Source organism: Streptomyces sp. MMG1533, assembly GCF_001279775.1.
In the GTDB taxonomy this organism is placed as follows: Bacteria; Actinomycetota; Actinomycetes; order Streptomycetales; family Streptomycetaceae; genus Streptomyces.
This window is the reverse complement of sequence record NZ_LGDG01000063.1, coordinates 122,810-138,301: the sequence shown is the minus strand read 5'-3', so window position 1 is coordinate 138,301 and position 15,492 is coordinate 122,810. Positions and strand designations below refer to the sequence as shown.

The 15,492-nt window shown below is 72.3% G+C and carries 14 protein-coding genes; 8 read left to right on the top strand and 6 right to left on the bottom strand.

What is annotated here, in order from left to right; genetic code table 11:
* Positions 1–42 precede the first annotated feature (42 nt).
* Positions 43–1,053, top strand: a complete 1,011-nt coding sequence (locus ADK57_RS10400; protein WP_053749093.1) for an O-antigen ligase family protein — start codon at positions 43–45, stop codon at positions 1,051–1,053.
* A 38-nt stretch (positions 1,054–1,091) separates the two neighbouring features.
* Here ADK57_RS10400 and ADK57_RS10395 read toward each other — a convergent pair whose 3' ends face one another.
* Together ADK57_RS10395 and ADK57_RS10390 are read right to left on the bottom strand one after the other, a co-directional pair.
* On the bottom strand, positions 1,092–1,637 hold the full coding sequence (locus tag ADK57_RS10395; RefSeq protein ID WP_053749092.1) for a hypothetical protein: 546 nt from the start codon (positions 1,635–1,637) through the stop codon (positions 1,092–1,094).
* A 138-nt stretch (positions 1,638–1,775) separates the two neighbouring features.
* A complete protein-coding gene (locus tag ADK57_RS10390; RefSeq protein ID WP_053749091.1) occupies positions 1,776–2,561 on the bottom strand; it encodes a glutamate racemase in 786 nt (261 codons plus the stop codon).
* Between the two features lie 57 nt (positions 2,562–2,618).
* Here ADK57_RS10390 and ADK57_RS10385 point away from each other — a divergent pair, with 57 nt between their 5' ends.
* A complete protein-coding gene (locus tag ADK57_RS10385; RefSeq protein ID WP_199830527.1) occupies positions 2,619–3,797 on the top strand; it encodes a glycosyltransferase in 1,179 nt (392 codons plus the stop codon).
* A gap of 4 nt (positions 3,798–3,801) precedes the next feature.
* Here ADK57_RS10385 and ADK57_RS10380 read toward each other — a convergent pair whose 3' ends face one another.
* Positions 3,802–5,022: a TerD family protein gene (locus ADK57_RS10380; RefSeq protein ID WP_053749089.1), complete on the bottom strand. Its 1,221-nt coding sequence runs from the start codon at positions 5,020–5,022 to the stop codon at positions 3,802–3,804.
* A gap of 299 nt (positions 5,023–5,321) precedes the next feature.
* On the opposite strand from ADK57_RS10380, the gene ADK57_RS10375 reads away from it, so the two are divergent.
* The 4 genes from ADK57_RS10375 (at position 5,322) to ADK57_RS10360 (ending at position 9,996) form a co-directional block, all read left to right on the top strand.
* On the top strand, positions 5,322–5,765 hold the full coding sequence (locus ADK57_RS10375) for a DUF6643 family protein (protein ID WP_053749088.1): 444 nt from the start codon (positions 5,322–5,324) through the stop codon (positions 5,763–5,765).
* A gap of 41 nt (positions 5,766–5,806) precedes the next feature.
* Positions 5,807–6,634: an MOSC domain-containing protein gene (locus ADK57_RS10370; RefSeq protein ID WP_053749087.1), complete on the top strand. Its 828-nt coding sequence runs from the start codon at positions 5,807–5,809 to the stop codon at positions 6,632–6,634.
* Positions 6,635–6,843: 209 nt separating this feature from the next.
* Entirely contained in the window at positions 6,844–7,449 is a 606-nt protein-coding gene (locus ADK57_RS10365) for a hypothetical protein (RefSeq protein ID WP_053749086.1), read from the top strand.
* 108 nt (positions 7,450–7,557) lie between these two features.
* The gene (locus tag ADK57_RS10360) at positions 7,558–9,996 is read left to right on the top strand and encodes a right-handed parallel beta-helix repeat-containing protein (protein WP_053749085.1); all 2,439 of its coding nucleotides are present in this window, start codon (positions 7,558–7,560) and stop codon (positions 9,994–9,996) included.
* Here the strand turns inward: ADK57_RS10360 and ADK57_RS10355 are convergent.
* Positions 9,966–12,314, bottom strand: a complete 2,349-nt coding sequence (locus ADK57_RS10355; protein ID WP_053749084.1) for a hypothetical protein — start codon at positions 12,312–12,314, stop codon at positions 9,966–9,968. The two genes, ADK57_RS10360 and ADK57_RS10355, sit on opposite strands and share 31 nt — an antisense overlap.
* A gap of 293 nt (positions 12,315–12,607) precedes the next feature.
* Between ADK57_RS10355 and ADK57_RS10350 the strand changes: the two genes are divergently transcribed.
* On the top strand, positions 12,608–13,438 hold the full coding sequence (locus tag ADK57_RS10350; protein ID WP_053749083.1) for a DeoR/GlpR family DNA-binding transcription regulator: 831 nt from the start codon (positions 12,608–12,610) through the stop codon (positions 13,436–13,438).
* 143 nt (positions 13,439–13,581) lie between these two features.
* Positions 13,582–14,055 carry an SRPBCC family protein gene (locus tag ADK57_RS10345; protein ID WP_053749082.1) on the top strand — a complete coding sequence of 158 codons (474 nt, stop codon included), beginning with the start codon at positions 13,582–13,584 and terminating at the stop codon, positions 14,053–14,055.
* Between the two features lie 42 nt (positions 14,056–14,097).
* Here ADK57_RS10345 and ADK57_RS10340 read toward each other — a convergent pair whose 3' ends face one another.
* Positions 14,098–14,307, bottom strand: a complete 210-nt coding sequence (locus ADK57_RS10340; RefSeq protein ID WP_053749107.1) for a hypothetical protein — start codon at positions 14,305–14,307, stop codon at positions 14,098–14,100.
* 59 nt (positions 14,308–14,366) lie between these two features.
* Positions 14,367–15,491, bottom strand: a complete 1,125-nt coding sequence (locus tag ADK57_RS10335; RefSeq protein WP_053749081.1) for a PLP-dependent cysteine synthase family protein — start codon at positions 15,489–15,491, stop codon at positions 14,367–14,369.
* Position 15,492 lies beyond the last annotated feature (1 nt).

Sequence of the window (15,492 nt, the reverse complement as noted above, 5' to 3'; positions counted from 1 at the left end):
GGTCCGGATGAGGACGGCGACAGACGAAACGTTTCTGACGCGATGGGTGTCGTGGTGCTCGGGGCCTGCGCCATCTGGTCGCTCATCACGGCGGCCACGCACGACGGCCGCCCCGAGGGCGTACTGCTCGCGGTCCTGGCCGTGGGCGCCGGTTATGCCGCGGGGCGGATCTGCGGAGCGCTCCTGCCGGTCGCCGCGCCCTGCGCCGGGGCCCTGGCCGGGCTCGGCCTCACGGTGAGCCTGCCGCACCTCTCCCCCGGGCCCGAGATCGTCGCGCCGCTGGGGTACGAGGGTGCCACCGCCGCCCTGCTGACCCTGTCGGCAGGCGCCGCCTGCTGCGCCGCCTGGTCCGCCGGGGCGCCGGCCCTGCGGCACGCCCTGCGCGTACTGGCCGCCGGGATCGCGGTGACGGCGGCCGTTCTCGGTTCGGTCGGCGGGTTCGTCGCCTGCACCGCGGTGCTGCTGTGCTCGCTCGCCGCGGGCCGGATGCGCCGCCGCGGCCTCGGCCTGGTGGGACTGGCCCTGTTCGCGGCCCTGGTCACGGGCCTGACCTGGGCGGTCGCCGGGAACGCGGTGCCGGACGGGCTCGAGGTGTCCCTGGAGGGACAGCTGACCCAGAACCGGATCGGGCTGTGGCACGACGCGCTGCACATGGCGCGCGGGGAGGCGGCGCTGGGCGTCGGTCCGGGGCGCTTCGGGGAGCTCAGCACGACGGCGACCCGGACGCTGCTGTCCGACGGCAAGCCCCACTCGGCGCCGCTTCAGCAGGCGGCCGAGCAGGGAATCGTCGGCGTGGCCCTGCTGGCGACGGCGTTCTGCTGGGTGCTGTACGCGCTGTGGCGTACCGGGAGGCCGACACCGGTCGCCCTCACCGCGGGCACGGCCCTGACGGCGCTGGCGGTGATCGCCTGTGTCGGCAACGCGCTGAGCTTCACCACGGTGTCGGCGGGCGCGGGGCTGCTGGCCGGACTGGCCACGGCACGGCCCTTCGCGGAGGAGCCACCGGGGCACGAGAGGGACGTACGCCCGCGTGGTGACCGGCTGACTTCGTGAGCCTCGACAGCTTCAGAGGCCTGCCCGACCGGGTGACCTCAGCGCGCGGCGCCGGCGGTGCCCGACCTCAACCGGTCACGGATCACCCGTACGGCCGCCTCCGCGTCGTCCACGGTGATGGTGAACGTGTGACCGTCCCACAGTTGCAGTACCACGCCCTCGCCACGCCGTACGACGACCGCGGTGCCCTTCTCGGGGCGCCAGCGGTAGCCCCAGCCGCCCCAGTGGCGCGGGGTGACGAGCGGGTCGAACTCGGCGCCCGCGACGTGCGCCAGGGGGATGCGGCGGCGTGGCAGGCCCATGTGGCCGCACCGCACTTCCAGGGACTCCTTGTCGACCTTGAGGGCCACGTGCACGAAGGCGAGGGTGCCGAAGAGGACCAACAGCCCGGCCGCGATGCAGCCGACGACGGACATGACGAGCGGGGCGATGCCGGACGTCCAGGCCGAGTCGACGGCCAGCTCGATGCCGAGCGCCAGGCAGGCGGCGCCCACGAGCGCCAGCAGCCACTGGATCCGGTTGGAGGCCCGTCCGGTCCAGACGTCGGGGTGCGGGGTGTTCTCGCCGCGGGGGTGGTCCCTCATGCCTACGAGATTACTCAGGATTCGCTGCGCGGGTAGCGCGTCGCGGAGAGTGACTGCTCCGGGCGGGGGTGCCGGATGCGGGGCATCCGCTTTGTCCACCTCCGGCGTACGCGCCGCACACGGAGGAGGTCTGGGCGGTTACCGCGCGGGGCTGACCGACTTGAGGAGCCGGCCCTCCTCGTAGGCCAGTGCGGGCTCGGGCAAGCTTCCCTCGCGTCCGCTCAGCAGCACCGTCAGGGTCCCGTCGGCCGCCGCCCGGGGAGCGGGCTGCTCGCCGAGCCGGCGCAGCGCCTGGGCGGCGACCGCGCCTGCGGAGCCGTGCAGGACGAGCGGGGGGAAGCCGGGACGCTGCACCGCGGCGCGGATGCGCTCGGAGACCAGCTCGTAATGGGTGCAGCCCAGGACGACGGTCGTTACATCGTCCGGGGTCAGGGCGGCGGCCGCGGCGACGGCGGCCTCGATGGCCGCCTCGTCGGCGTGCTCCACGGCCTCGGCGAGGCCGTGGCACGGCACCTCGGTGACCGCCACGCCGTCGGCGAAGTCCTTGATGAGGCCGCGCTGATAGGGGCTGCCCGTCGTGGCGGGAGTCGCCCAGATCGCGAAGGGGCCGCCGCCGGCCGCGGCGGGCTTGATCGCGGGAACCGTGCCGATGACCGGGATACCGGGTTCGAGGCGGGCGCGCAGGGTCGGCAGCGCGTGCACGGTGGCGGTGTTGCAGCCGATGATCAGGGCGTCGGGGCGGTGCGCGGCGGCGGCCTCGGCGACGGCCACGGCCCGCCGGGTGAGATCCTCCGAGGTCCTGGGGCCCCAGGGCATGCCGTCGGGGTCCAGGGAGAGGACCAGATCTGCGTCGGGGCGAAGACGCCGTACCGCGGCGGTGGCCGCCAGCAGCCCGATTCCGGAGTCCATGAGCGCGATCTTCACCCCGCCACGATAGACGATGCGCCCTTACGGCCCGGGCCCGTGGGGCAGACTGCGCGCGTGAGCGCCATCGTGTGGACTGCCGCCGGATCCCTCGCCGCCTGGCTGTGGCTGCTGCTCTGCCAGGGCTTCTTCTGGCGCACGGACGTCAGGCTGCCGCCCAGGACCGAGCCCGAGGACTGGCCGTCCGTAGGTGTCGTCGTACCCGCGCGCGACGAGGCGGAGGTACTGCAGGAGAGTCTGCCGTCGCTGCTCCGCCAGGAGTATCCGGGGCGGGCGGAGGTCTTCCTCGTCGACGACGGCAGTTCGGACGGCACCGGGGAGCTGGCGCACGAGCTGGCGCGGCGTCACGGAGGGCTGCCGCTGACCGTGGCCTCGCCAGGCGAGCCGCCCGCGGGCTGGACCGGCAAGCTCTGGGCGGTGCGCCACGGCATCGGCCTGGCACGCACGCGTGCCCCGGAGTACCTGCTGCTGACGGACGCCGACATCGCCCACGCTCCGGACAGCCTTCGGCAGTTGGTCGCGGCGGCGCGTACCGGGGGCTTCGACGTCGTCTCCCAGATGGCCCGGCTGCGGGTGGCGAGCCGGTGGGAACGGCTCGTCGTGCCGGCCTTCGTCTACTTCTTCGCGCAGTTGTATCCATTCCGCCGGATCGGCCGTCGGGGAGCACGGACGGCGGCCGCTGCGGGCGGCTGTGTGCTGCTGCGCACCGAGGCGGCCGAGCGGGCGCGGATCCCGGACGCGATCCGGCACGCCGTCATCGACGACGTGGCGCTCGCGCGGGCCGTCAAGGGCGGCGGCGGCCACATCTGGCTGGGGCTGGCGGAGCGGGTGGACAGTGTGCGCCCGTATCCGCGGTTGCACGACCTGTGGCGGATGGTGTCGCGCAGTGCGTACGCGCAGTTGCGGCACAACCCGCTGTTGCTGGCCGGAACGGTGGCCGGGCTTGCGCTGGTGTATCTGGTGCCGCCCGTGGCCCTGGTCGCGGGTCTGGCGACGGGACGTACGGGAGCAGTGGTCCTCGGCGGTCTCGCGTGGCTGGTGATGACGGGGACGTACGTCCCGATGCTCCGCTACTACGGGCAGCCGCTGTGGCTCGCTCCTCTCTTGCCGTTCACCGCGTTCCTCTACCTCCTCATGACGGTCGATTCGGCGGTGCAGCACTACAGGGGACGCGGTGCGGCGTGGAAGGGCCGCACCTATACGCGTCCCGACGCCGTCGTGGGTGACGAGACCTGAGCGGTCACTTTCTGCCGGGGGTCCAATTCATGCCCCACCCATAGGCGTGGTCGACGGTCCGCTGCGGGCTCACGCCGCGTTCGGGGACCAGGTAGCGGGCCTCGCGCTGGACGACCAGGTCGCTGCCGGTGTTGGTGATCAGGGCGAGGGCGCAGACCGTCGACGGGACCGTGCACTCGTCGAGGGAGAAGTCGATCGCGGCGCCGTGCTGCGGCTGGAGGGTGACGGTGGCCTTCAGGTCGGCGAAGGAGCGCGCTCCTTCGTAGATGGTGACGAAGACCAGGATGCGGCGGAAGGCCTGCTGGTGGTCGAGGTTGACGGTGAGGTTCTCGCCACTCGCGACCGCGCCGGTGCGGTCGTCGCCGTCGAGGTGGATGTACGGAGGCCCGTGCAGGGCGCCGAAGGCGTTGCCGAGCGACTGGACGACTCCCTTGCTGCCGTCGGCGAGTTCGTACAGGGCGCACAGGTCGAGGTCGAGGTCGGCGTGCATCGCGACGGACCGGCCCAGCTTGGCTCCCCATCCCGAGAACTGCTTGTGCACCTCCCAGTTGAGGTTCACGCGCAGGGCGCCCGAGGTGCCGCCCTGTTTGGTGAGCGACACGGAGGGGGCGGTCTTGGTGAGTGTCACCTTTGTGAGGCGAACCGGGGATACCGACGGAGGGGGCGGCGGCGCGGGCTCGGAGGTCGTGACGGTCGCGGCATGCTGCGGTTCGTCGACGCTGATTCCGAAGTCCGTGGCAAGGCCTTCCAGGCCGCTGCCGTAGCCCTGTCCCACGGCACGGAATTTCCAGGCGCCCTGACGGCGGTAGAACTCACCGAGAACGAAAGCGGTTTCTACCGTGGCGCCCGTGCTGTCGAAACGCGCGACCACCGCGGACCGACCGGCGTCCCGGACTTCGATATAGAGGTCCGGCACCCCCGCGAACGTACCGCCGTCCGCGGAGGCGGCGAGGACGACGGTCTCGATCGCGGGCTCCACACGCGCGAGGTCGACGAGGAGCGTGTCGGTCACCCGGCCGCCCGCGTCCCGTTTGCCCTCGTGGCGGACCGCGCCGGAGGCGTGCACCGGCTGGTTGTAGAAGACGAAGTCGGCGTCGGAGCGGACCTTCCCGCCGAGCAGCAGCAGCGCCGAGGCGTCCACGTCGGGGACGCCGGGACCGGAACGCCACCCCAATTCGACGCGCAGCGCCGTCGACGGCACTGGAACATTTGATCCTTTCGGCATTGACATGTCCGCCCCCATCACGTGTCACCGCGCCGGGTACGCCCCGGCAGTCGCCTCATGCTGTCCACACGGCCAACCTATTCCCCCGGGCCGGCGAACTCCCATGAGCAGCGCAGGAAGACCGGTGATCAACCGCCGGTAACCCCCCGGGAACTCGGCCTTTACATGAGAATCACCCTGCACGCCGCCCCTTTTTGCCGAGTTCGCTCGCATTGGGGATCCCGCGTCACTGCCGACACGGAAAACAACCCTCTTATCGGTCTCCCCAACCAGCACATCGTGGGCTTAACTTATGTGCCATGACCTCCCCCCGCTCCACTTATGGCGGCGGCTACTACTCCGCCTCCTTCCCGGACACTCCGATCTACGACTCGCTCGTGGCCGAGCGGGGTACCCCGCAGATCGCGCCGATCCGGGTCCCCGCCGCGTACGACACGCCGGGCAGCTACCTGCCCGCGCTGCCGTCGGCACTCCCCGCCCTTCCGGCGGCCCCGTCCCAGCCCTCCTACGGCTATCCGCAGGCGCAGCAGCCCGCCCCGCTGCAGCAGGCGCCCGCGGCGTACATCCCACAGCAGGCCGGCGCGCCACGCGGTTATCCCGGTCCGCAGGCGCAGCAGCCGCGCCAGGCGGGCCCCGGCACGGGGATGGGCACGGGCTACGAGGCGATGCGCCCCGCGGCTCCCCGGCCCGCGCCGGCTCCGTATCAGGACCCGTACAACAACCAGCAGTACCGCGGCTACTAATCCCTTTCCCGGGTGTCGGTGCCGGCTGGCACGATGACCCCATGGGGAACGCGCAGCTGCAGTCGATTCATGTCCATCCGGTCAAGGCGTTCCGGGGCCAGGCGCCCCGGGAGGCCGTCGTGGAGCCCTGGGGGCTGGCCGGTGACCGACGCTGGGTACTGATCGACGACGGGGGAAAGGTCGTCACGCAGCGCGAGCAACCGCGCCTCGCGTTGGCCGCCGCCGAGCTTCTGCCCGGCGGCGGCCTTCGTCTGTCCGCGCCCGGCATGGACGCGTTGACCGTGCCCGTGCCGCGGCCGGACGGCACCGTGCCGGTGAACGTCTTCCGCGACAAGGTCGAAGGGGTGCCGGCCGAGGGCGACGCCGCGCACGCCTGGTGCAGCGAGTACCTCGGCTTCGAGGTGCGCCTGATCCACATGGCAGACCCCGCCACATGCCGGCCCGTCGATCCCGAGTACGCCCTGCCGGGCGAGACCGTGTCGTTCGCCGACGGCTATCCGCTGCTGCTGGCCTCGGCGGCGTCCCTCGAGGCCCTCAATGCCCTGATCGCCCAAGGTGATCACGCGGCCGAGGGTCCGCTGCCCATGAACCGCTTCCGGCCCAACGTGGTCGTGTCGGGCACCGCCGCCTGGGCCGAGGACGACTGGTCGCGCGTCTCCATCGGTGAGGTCGTCTTCCGGATTGCCAAGATGTCCGGGCGGTGCGTCGTGACCACCACCGACCAGAGCACCGCCGACCGCGGCAAGGAGCCCCTGCGCACCCTCGGCCGGCATCGGCGCTTCGGCGGCAAACTCGTCTTCGGGCAGAACCTGGTGCCCCTCTCCCCCGGCACGATCCGGGTCGGCGATCCGGTGAACGTCCTCGAATAGAGCGGACCGGGCGGAGCGGGTGGACCGGGTGGACCGGATCGGGCGGGAAGCCGGATCACGGGAACCCGGCCCGGGGGCCCGGGCGTTGGGTTTCGTGAGAAGTTCATGGGAGGACCCGGCCTCAGGTGATTTCGCTCTCTCTTTGACCGGGCCCGCGCGTGAACGGCTCTGCCGGGGGTTATCACGGAGCGGGAAGGGGGTGCGGGACGGTGCGAGCGATCCGCGGAATCTGGCGCTGGCGGCACAACCCGTTGCGCCGCGCGACCGATCTGGCCGAAGCCTGGGTGGCCCTCGTGGCCCTGTTGCTGATCGTGGTCGTCGGACCCGTGATCGGCTCGCTCGTCGGCGGTGTCGCCCAGGACGCGCTGCAGCGGTCCGTGCGGGAACAGCGCAAGTCGCGTCAACTGGTGACGGCCACCGTGGTCCGCAAGCTGGACCGCTCCCCGCTGGACGCCGACCCCGAGACCTCCTCCGGCCGGGATCTGCGCAGCCGGGTGGAGGCCGACTGGACCGCGCCTGACGGAACCGCGCACCACGGCACGGTGCTGGCCGCCCTTCAGACACCGCACCGCGGCGACCACTTCACGCTGTGGACGGACGAGCACGGTCGCATAGCGGCCCGCCCGCTCGACTCCGCCACGGCGACGACGCATGCCGTCCTCGCCGGGTTCGGCGCGGCCCTGCTCACCGCGGGCCTCGTCGAGGCGGGCAGACGGCTCACGGTCTGGCGCATGGTCCGCCGCCGGTACGCCCGTTGGGACCAGGCATGGGAGCGGGCCGGCCCGGACTGGGGCAGGACCGGCACCGGCAGCTGACAGCCTTCCGGCTCTGGTCAACCCACCGCCTGCGCGCACGCTACGGTGGACCGGCCGAACGCATTCGGCATCAACCCGCGTACCACGAGGTGGGGGCACAGCAACGCCATGGCACAGGGCACGGTCCAGGTGACGCACACCGGCACATCGCGCTGGCGGCGCCGCACGGGCGAGTACGCATCGCTCGCCGCCGCCCTGGAGGCCGCGGCCGAGGGCGACGTCCTCACCGTCGCGCCCGGCACCTACCGGGAGAACCTCGTCGTCCAGCGGGCGGTGACCCTGCGCGGCCCCGAGGGCTCCCCGGGCTCGGTGCGCATCGCGCCCCTCGACGGGGTGCCGCTGACCGTGCGCGCCTCGGCCGTGGTGCAGGACCTGCACGTAGAGGGCCAGGACGCGGCAGCACCCGCCCTGCTCGTCGAGGAGGGCACGCCGGAGCTCACAGACATCCGGATCGTGACGAGGTCCGCGGCCGGTATCGAGGTGCGCGGCGGCGCGCGGCCGACCGTGCGGCGCTGCACGGTCGACAACCCCGCCGGCATCGGCATCGCCGTACTCGACGGCGGGGGCGGGGTGTTCGAGGAGTGCGAGGTCGTCGCGGCCGGTCAGGCGGGCGTCGCGGTGCGCGGTGGCGCGCACCCGAGGCTGGACCGCTGCCGCGTGCACCATGCCTCCGGCGTCGGCCTGTCGGCGACGGGCGAGAACTCCGCGCTGGAAGCGGTGGGTTGCGAGGTCTACGAGGTCCGGGGCAGCGGCGTCCAGGTCACCGGCCGGGCCACCGCACATCTCACCGACTGCGACGTGCACCGCACCACGGCGGACGGCGTCACCCTCGACACGGACGCCGTGCTGACCCTGGCCGACTGCCGTATCCACGACATCCCGGAGAACGCGGTCGACCTGCGCTCGCGCTCCGTACTCACCCTGACCCGGACGACGGTGCGTCAGTTCGGCCGCAACGGCCTGTCGGTGTGGGACCCGGGCACGCGGGTGGACGCCAACCAGTGCGAGATCTTCGACAGCACGGGCGACTACCCGGCCGTCTGGGTCAGCGACGGCGCCACCGCCGTCCTCGACTCCTGCCGGGTGCACGACGTGCCGGACGCCCTGTTCGTCCTCGACCGCGGCTCGCGCGCGGACGTCGTCGACAGCGACCTCTCCCAGGTGCGCAACACCGCCGTGTCGGTGAGCGACGGCGCCACCGCGCAGCTCGACGACTGCCGCATCCGGGACGCGGCCACGGGCGCCTGGTTCCGCGACCACGGCAGCGGCGGCACCCTCAACAACTGCACCGTGGACGGCACCCAGACCGGCGTGATCGTCACCAAGGGCGCCGACCCGACGATAGAGCGCTGCACCGTCGACTCCCCCGCCGAAGCCGGCTTCTACGTCTCGGCGGGCGGCCGGGGCAGCTTCCTGAACTGCCGGGTCACGGGCAGCGGCGGCTACGGCTTCCATGTGATCGACGGCTGCCGTACGACACTGAAGAAGTGCCGCACGGAGCGGTGCGCGCGCGGCGGGTACGAGTTCGCGGACGCCGGTCCCGACGGGGGGTCCGGTGCGGGCCCCGTGGTCGAGGACTGCACGAGCGACGAGAGCGGCGGCCCCCGCCAGCCGCCGACTGCGGAGACCGCCGTACAGACGGTGTCCCAGTCCCCCGGCTTGCTGGGCGCGATCCCCGGACAGCGCACCACCGAGCAGGAGCCGCTGGTCACCCCAGTGGAGCCGGAGAAGTCGGCGCGTACCTCCAAGGCCGTGCTCGGCGAGCTGGACGCGCTGGTGGGCCTGGACAGCGTCAAGCGCGAGGTGCGGGCGCTCACGGACATGATCGAGGTGGGCCGGCGCCGGCAGCAGGCGGGCCTCAAGGCCGCGTCGGTCAAGCGCCACCTGGTCTTCACCGGCTCCCCCGGCACCGGCAAGACGACGGTCGCCCGTCTCTACGGCGAGATCCTCGCCTCCCTCGGTGTGCTGGACAAGGGCCATCTCGTGGAGGTGTCCCGCGTCGACCTGGTCGGCGAGCACATCGGTTCCACCGCGATCCGCACCCAGGAGGCCTTCGACAAGGCGCGCGGCGGTGTGCTGTTCATCGACGAGGCGTACGCGCTGTCGCCGGAGGACTCGGGCCGGGACTTCGGCAAGGAGGCCATCGACACGCTGGTGAAGCTGATGGAGGACCATCGGGACGCGGTGGTGGTGATCGTCGCGGGCTACACGGCCGAGATGGAACGGTTCCTGTCCGTCAACCCCGGTGTGGCGTCCCGCTTCTCACGGACCATCACCTTCAGCGACTACAACCCCGAGGAGCTGCTGCGGATCGTGGAGCAGCAGGCCGAGGAGCACGAGTACCGGCTGGCGCCGGGCGCGTCGGAGGCCCTGCTGAAGTACTTCACGACGCTCCCCAAGGGGCCCGCCTTCGGCAACGGCCGTACCGCCCGCCAGACCTTCGAGGCGATGGTCGAACGGCACGCGAGCCGGGTCGCCCAGGTCCACGACCCGAGCACGGACGACCTGACGCTGCTCTACGCGGAGGACCTCCCCGAGTCGTCCTGAGGCCGCTGCGCCGGTACGTCCGGCCGCAGCCGGGCCAGCAGCCGTTCCCGTTCCTCCGCGAACGCCGGGTCGGCCTGGTAGTCGGAGTGGCCGAGAATCGGTGCGGGCAAAGGGTGTGCGTCGGTACGGCCGTACGCCAGCGGGTCCTTGAGGGCTTCGCGGTCCACCTCGGGTCCGCAGTCGCCGGGCAGGCGGACCGGGCCGCCGATCGGGTCGGTGGGCCGGTGCAGGTTGCGCCAGCAGTCGACATCGTGGTGCAGGGCGCTGAGCGCAGCCGGGCCGAAGTGAGCGGGGAACCAGCGGCCGTAGAGGCGCTCCAGCGGTGAGCCGTACGTGAGCAGGCCGACGCGTTTGCGGACGGACGGTTTCAGCTGCCAGGCGGCCGCGGCGGCGAGCACGCTGCCCTGTGAGTGCCCGGAGAGGACGAGCCGTCCGCCGGTGGCCTCGGTCCACGTCGCCATGCGCCAGGTCAGGTCGGGCACCGCACGTTCGGCATAGCAGGGCGGTGCGAAGGGGTGGGCGGCGCGTGGCCAGAAGGTTCCGACGTCCCAGAGGATGCCGATGGTGCGCCGGGCCGAGGCATCCTTGTAGGCGCGTCGACCCCAGGTGACGAACAGTATGAAGCCGAGTCCGATCAGCCAGGAGCCCAGCGCCTGCGCGGTCTCGGCGGCGCCTTCGACGAAGGCATGCGTCCGTTGTGCGGCCTCGGCGGGCGCCTTGTTGGTGGTCATCGCGCCGACGAGGGCCCCGGCACCGAGGAGGAGGGTCGTGGTGGAGGTGACCGCCACGAGCAACGGCCCCCGGTCGGTGAGCGTGGCCGCCGCGCGGGCGCGTGCGATACGGCGGGTGCGCATGGTGTCCCTGTGCTCGTCCGGGTAGTCCCGTGCCACCGTCGCCAGTTCGGCCCGGCGCAGCAGCCAGGTCCGCCAGGCCAGCCAGCCGCACAGCACCAGCAGTACGACGAGCAGCGGCGGGATCACGGACGCCTGCCAGGTCAGCAGGACCGGCGGGCCGGGGATGTTCGTGCCGGTGCCGTCCAGCCAGTCGGCGACGCGCTGGGAGACTCCGCCGGACATGACCCCGCCCACTGCGCAGGCCAGCATCGCGACGGCGGGCCCGCCCAGGCCGCGCATCGCGGCGCGCGGGTCGGGGTGTGCTCGGTGCAGGACATCTGCTACCGCGGCGAGAGCGATGACGATCAGTCCCTGGACCAGGGCGATGCCGCCGAAGGTCGCGTCACCCGGCAGGCGGCCGGCCGATTCCCAGCCGGGGCGCTCCCACCCGGCGTACACGGCGGCGAGGGCGAGCAGGACGAGCGCGGTGAGCGGCAGCCGTCGTACGAGATGGGCGTCGAGCTCCCGGTCGAGCCGGTTTTCGCTGCGCCCCCGACGGCAGACCACCCAGACCACGCCCACCGCGGCGGCGACCAGCGCCGCTTCCAGGAGCCGGCCCAGTGCGTCGAGCAGCGCGGGCCCCCCTGGCCGGTGGTCGAACCGGGCGGCCGACGTGCCGACCGCGGCGGCCACCGTCAGCAGTCCCGCGGTGGTGTGGGCGGCGCGCAGCCGGGCCACCAGACGGCGCCCGTACCAGAAGCCGGGTCGGCCGAGCGCGGTGCGGCCGGTCTCCTCGTCGGGCTCGGACGTGCGGGACATCGGCTGCTGGGACTCGTACGCGCTCCAGGTGCGATGCGACAGGTACCACAGCAGCCAGGTGAGCGCGGCCGGGACCAGTGCCGCGAGGGCGAGGCGGCGGCCGGGCCTGCTCCACCAGCCGCCGTCCGAGACGGTGGGCGACAGGAAGCCGAGCCAGGAGTGCCGCTCGGCACACGCGCGCGTGCCCGCGCACTGCCAGGCCGCGAGGTCGAGGGCGACCTCGCAGACGGCGGCGACGAGCAGCACGGTCAGGCTCAGTGCCGCGAGTCGCACCAGCAGCCCGTACAGCCGCACCGTCCGTTTGCGGCCGCGCGCGGTCGGGCGCATCCAGTGGGCGAGGTTGACGACCATGAACGGCAGCAGCAAGAGCCACAGGGCGCGGGTGCCGTTGCCGGAGGTGAGGTTGCACCACACGTACGCCTCGGGCACCGGCCGGCCGCGGTGCTCGTCCGGCGCGGACTCCGCCTCGGCGTCCTCGGCGCGCCGGAAGACGGCCGCCGTGTCGTCGCCGGTGATCCGGACCGTGCGCGGATCGTCGAGCATCTTCTCTGGTGTGGTGCCGCCGACTCCGTGGACCAGGAGTTCCAGGGCGGTTCCGGATTCCTCGGACCGAGTGGCGGAGCCGTCGGCTCCGGCGGTCGAGGCACGTTTCTGCACACGTTCCACTGTTTCGCACTTCCCCCGTGACGCGCTGTCGGCATCTGTCCGTGCGGGCACAAGGATCGCCGTTCGGCGCGTGCCGCACACCTCTCGTCACGGAATCTCCCCGATCCGTGTGACGCCCGGCGGCCCGGATGACACCTCGGTGGCATCCGCGCGTCGGGGCGGTCGGTGACGCGACCCGCCGCGGACCGTGCGAGTATGGGACGTCGCGCGCACCAGGACCGGGCAAAATGTCCTTGTCACAGGGGGTGCGCAGGGCGTGTCGGACGGGTTGAGGCGAAAGGACCGGAGCGTACGTGAGTGAGAATCAGAACCTCCTCGCGGAGCAGCGACGTGCCCTGATCCTGGACGAGGTCCGGCGCCGTGGCGGCGTGCGCGTCAACGAGCTCACACGCAAACTCGGCGTGTCGGACATGACCGTACGGCGGGACCTCGACGCGCTCGCCCGGCAGGGCGTGCTGGAGAAGGTGCACGGCGGCGCGGTGCCGGTGGTCGAGGCGAGCACGCACGAGCCGGGCTTCGAGGCCAAGTCCGGACTGGAGCTGACCGCCAAGGAGGACATCGCCCGGGCCGCGGCGGAGCTGGTCGTGCCGGGCAGCGCGATCGCGCTGTCGGGCGGTACGACGACGTTCGCGCTGGCCCACCGGCTGGTGGACGTGCCGGACCTGACGGTCGTCACCAACTCGGTACGGGTGGCCGACGTCTTCCACGTGGCGCAGCGCACCTCGGGCCCCCGGCAGGGCGCGGCCACGGTCGTGCTGACCGGTGGGGTGCGCACTCCGTCGGACTCGCTGGTGGGGCCGGTGGCGGACCAGGCGATCGCGGCCCTCCACTTCGACCTGCTCTTCCTCGGGGTGCACGGGATATCGGTCGAGGCCGGTCTGTCGACGCCGAACCTCGCGGAGGCCGAGACCAACCGCCGCCTGGTGCAGTCGGCGCGGCGGGTCGTGGTGGTCGCCGACCACACCAAGTGGGGGACGGTGGGCCTGAGTTCGTTCGCCACCCTGGAGCAGGTCGACACGCTGGTGACGGACGCCGGGCTGCCCGGCGAGGCACGCGCGGAGATCTCGGAGCATCTGCGCCGTCTGGTGGTCGCGGGCGAGCCCGACGAGGGTGCGGACGACTGACCGGCGGTGCGAACGACCGGCCGGCGGTGCAGACGACCGGCCGGCGGTGCAGACGGCTGACTGGCGGTGCAGACGGCTGACTTGCCGTCAGCTAGGGTGACGCTGCCCGGTCAACGCCCGCCTCCCCAAAGGGGGTTCTGCCCATGGCCCGTCAGCTGCGCCCGGTGGGGATCGAGTTCGTCGAGACCGCCCCCGTACGCCTGGTCTTCGCACGGGAGATCTCCGCTTCGCCCGGGTCGGTCTTCCACGCACTCGCGGAGGACGTACCCGGCTGGGCCGAGTGGTTCGGGGCGGTGACGCTCGCCCGGTCGGCCGACGAGGGCGCCCGGCGCGAGATCCGGCTCAAGGGCGGGACGCGTTTCCTGGAGACGGTCCTCGTCGCCAAGGAGGCCGAGGTGTACGCCTACCGCATCGACGAGACGAACGCGCCCGGCGCCCGCGCGCTGGTCGAGGAGTGGCGGCTCACCCCGGCGGGCACCGGCACCCGGGTGCAGTGGACCTTCGCGGCGGACGGGTCGGCCGTGTTCCGGCTTGCCCTGACGTTCGGACGCGCGGGCCTGGGGCGGGCCTTCCGGGACGCGGTCACCTCGCTCGAGCGGCGGCTGGCGTCGGCCTAGGACCTGTCGTGCGCGTGGCACGGCCCAGTCCTGAATGGCTCGCTAGTCCATGGCCACCACGACGTAAAAGCCCGCGATCATCGCGGCCACGCAGACAACCACCAGGGCAACCAGCGCGCAGCCGAGCAGCCCGCCCACGCCGGCGATCGCCGCCCAGCCGAGCCGCGTCGCGCGTTCGGCCCGCTCGACCGCATCGCGGTAGTCACTGTCTTCACTGTCTTTATTCCCTTTATTTCGATCGCGATCAGTCATGATCACCCCCCTCGCCGGAGCCTATCGCCCCGCCGTCCGGCCTTCGCGACTCACGCCGTTCAGTCGGGCCACACGCCCGTCTCCAGCAGCGAAACGATCGCCGCCGTGTACGGCGCGATGTCCAGGCCCTTCTCGGCGAGCCAGGCGTCCGAGTAGTACTTGTCGAGGTAGCGGTCCCCGTGGTCGCACAGCAGGGTCACCACGCTCCCCTGCCGGCCCTCCGCGACCATCTCGGCGACGATCTTCAGCGCGCTCCACAGCCCGGTGCCCGTCGAGCCGCCCGCCTTGCGGCCGATGGCCTGCTCCAGGGCGCGTACGGCGGCGACGCTGGCGGCATCCGGGACCTTCATCATCCGGTCGATCGCGCCGGGCACGAAGCTGGGTTCCATGCGCGGCCGGCCGATGCCCTCGATACGGGAGCCGCAGTCGCACGTGACGTCCGGATCGCCGGTGGTCCAGCCCTCGAAGAAACACGAGTTCTCCGGATCGGCGACACAAATGCGGGTGTCGTGCTGCATGTAGTGGACGTAGCGCGCGAGGGTCGCCGACGTGCCGCCGGTGCCGGCCGTGGCGACGATCCACGCGGGCTCCGGGAACCGCTCCAGCTCCAGCTGGCGGAAGATGGATTCGGCGATGTTGTTGTTGCCGCGCCAGTCCGTGGCCCGTTCGGCGTAGGTGAACTGGTCCATGTAGTGGCCGCCGGTCTCCACCGCGAGGCGGGCGGACTCCTCGTACATCTTCCGGGAGTCGTCCACGAAGTGGCACTGCCCGCCGTGGAACTCGATCAGGCGGATCTTCTCCGCGCTGGTCGTGCGGGGCATGACGGCGATGAACGGCACGCCGATCAGTTTCGCGAAGTACGCCTCGGAGACGGCCGTCGATCCGCTGGACGCCTCGATCACCGGGCGAGCGGGCCGGATCCAGCCATTGCAGAGGCCGTAGAGGAAGAGCGAGCGGGCGAGTCGGTGTTTGAGGCTGCCGGTCGGGTGGGTCGACTCGTCCTTCAGGTACAGGTCGATGCCCCACTTCTCCGGCAGCGGGAAACGCAGCAGGTGCGTGTCGGCCGAGCGGTTGGCGTCGGCCTGTACCTTGCGGACGGCTTCTTTCAGCCAGGCGCGGTAGGCCGCGTTGCTGTGGTCGACGTCGAGGGTTTCGCCGGTTCGGGTCTTCTGGGAGGTGCTCACG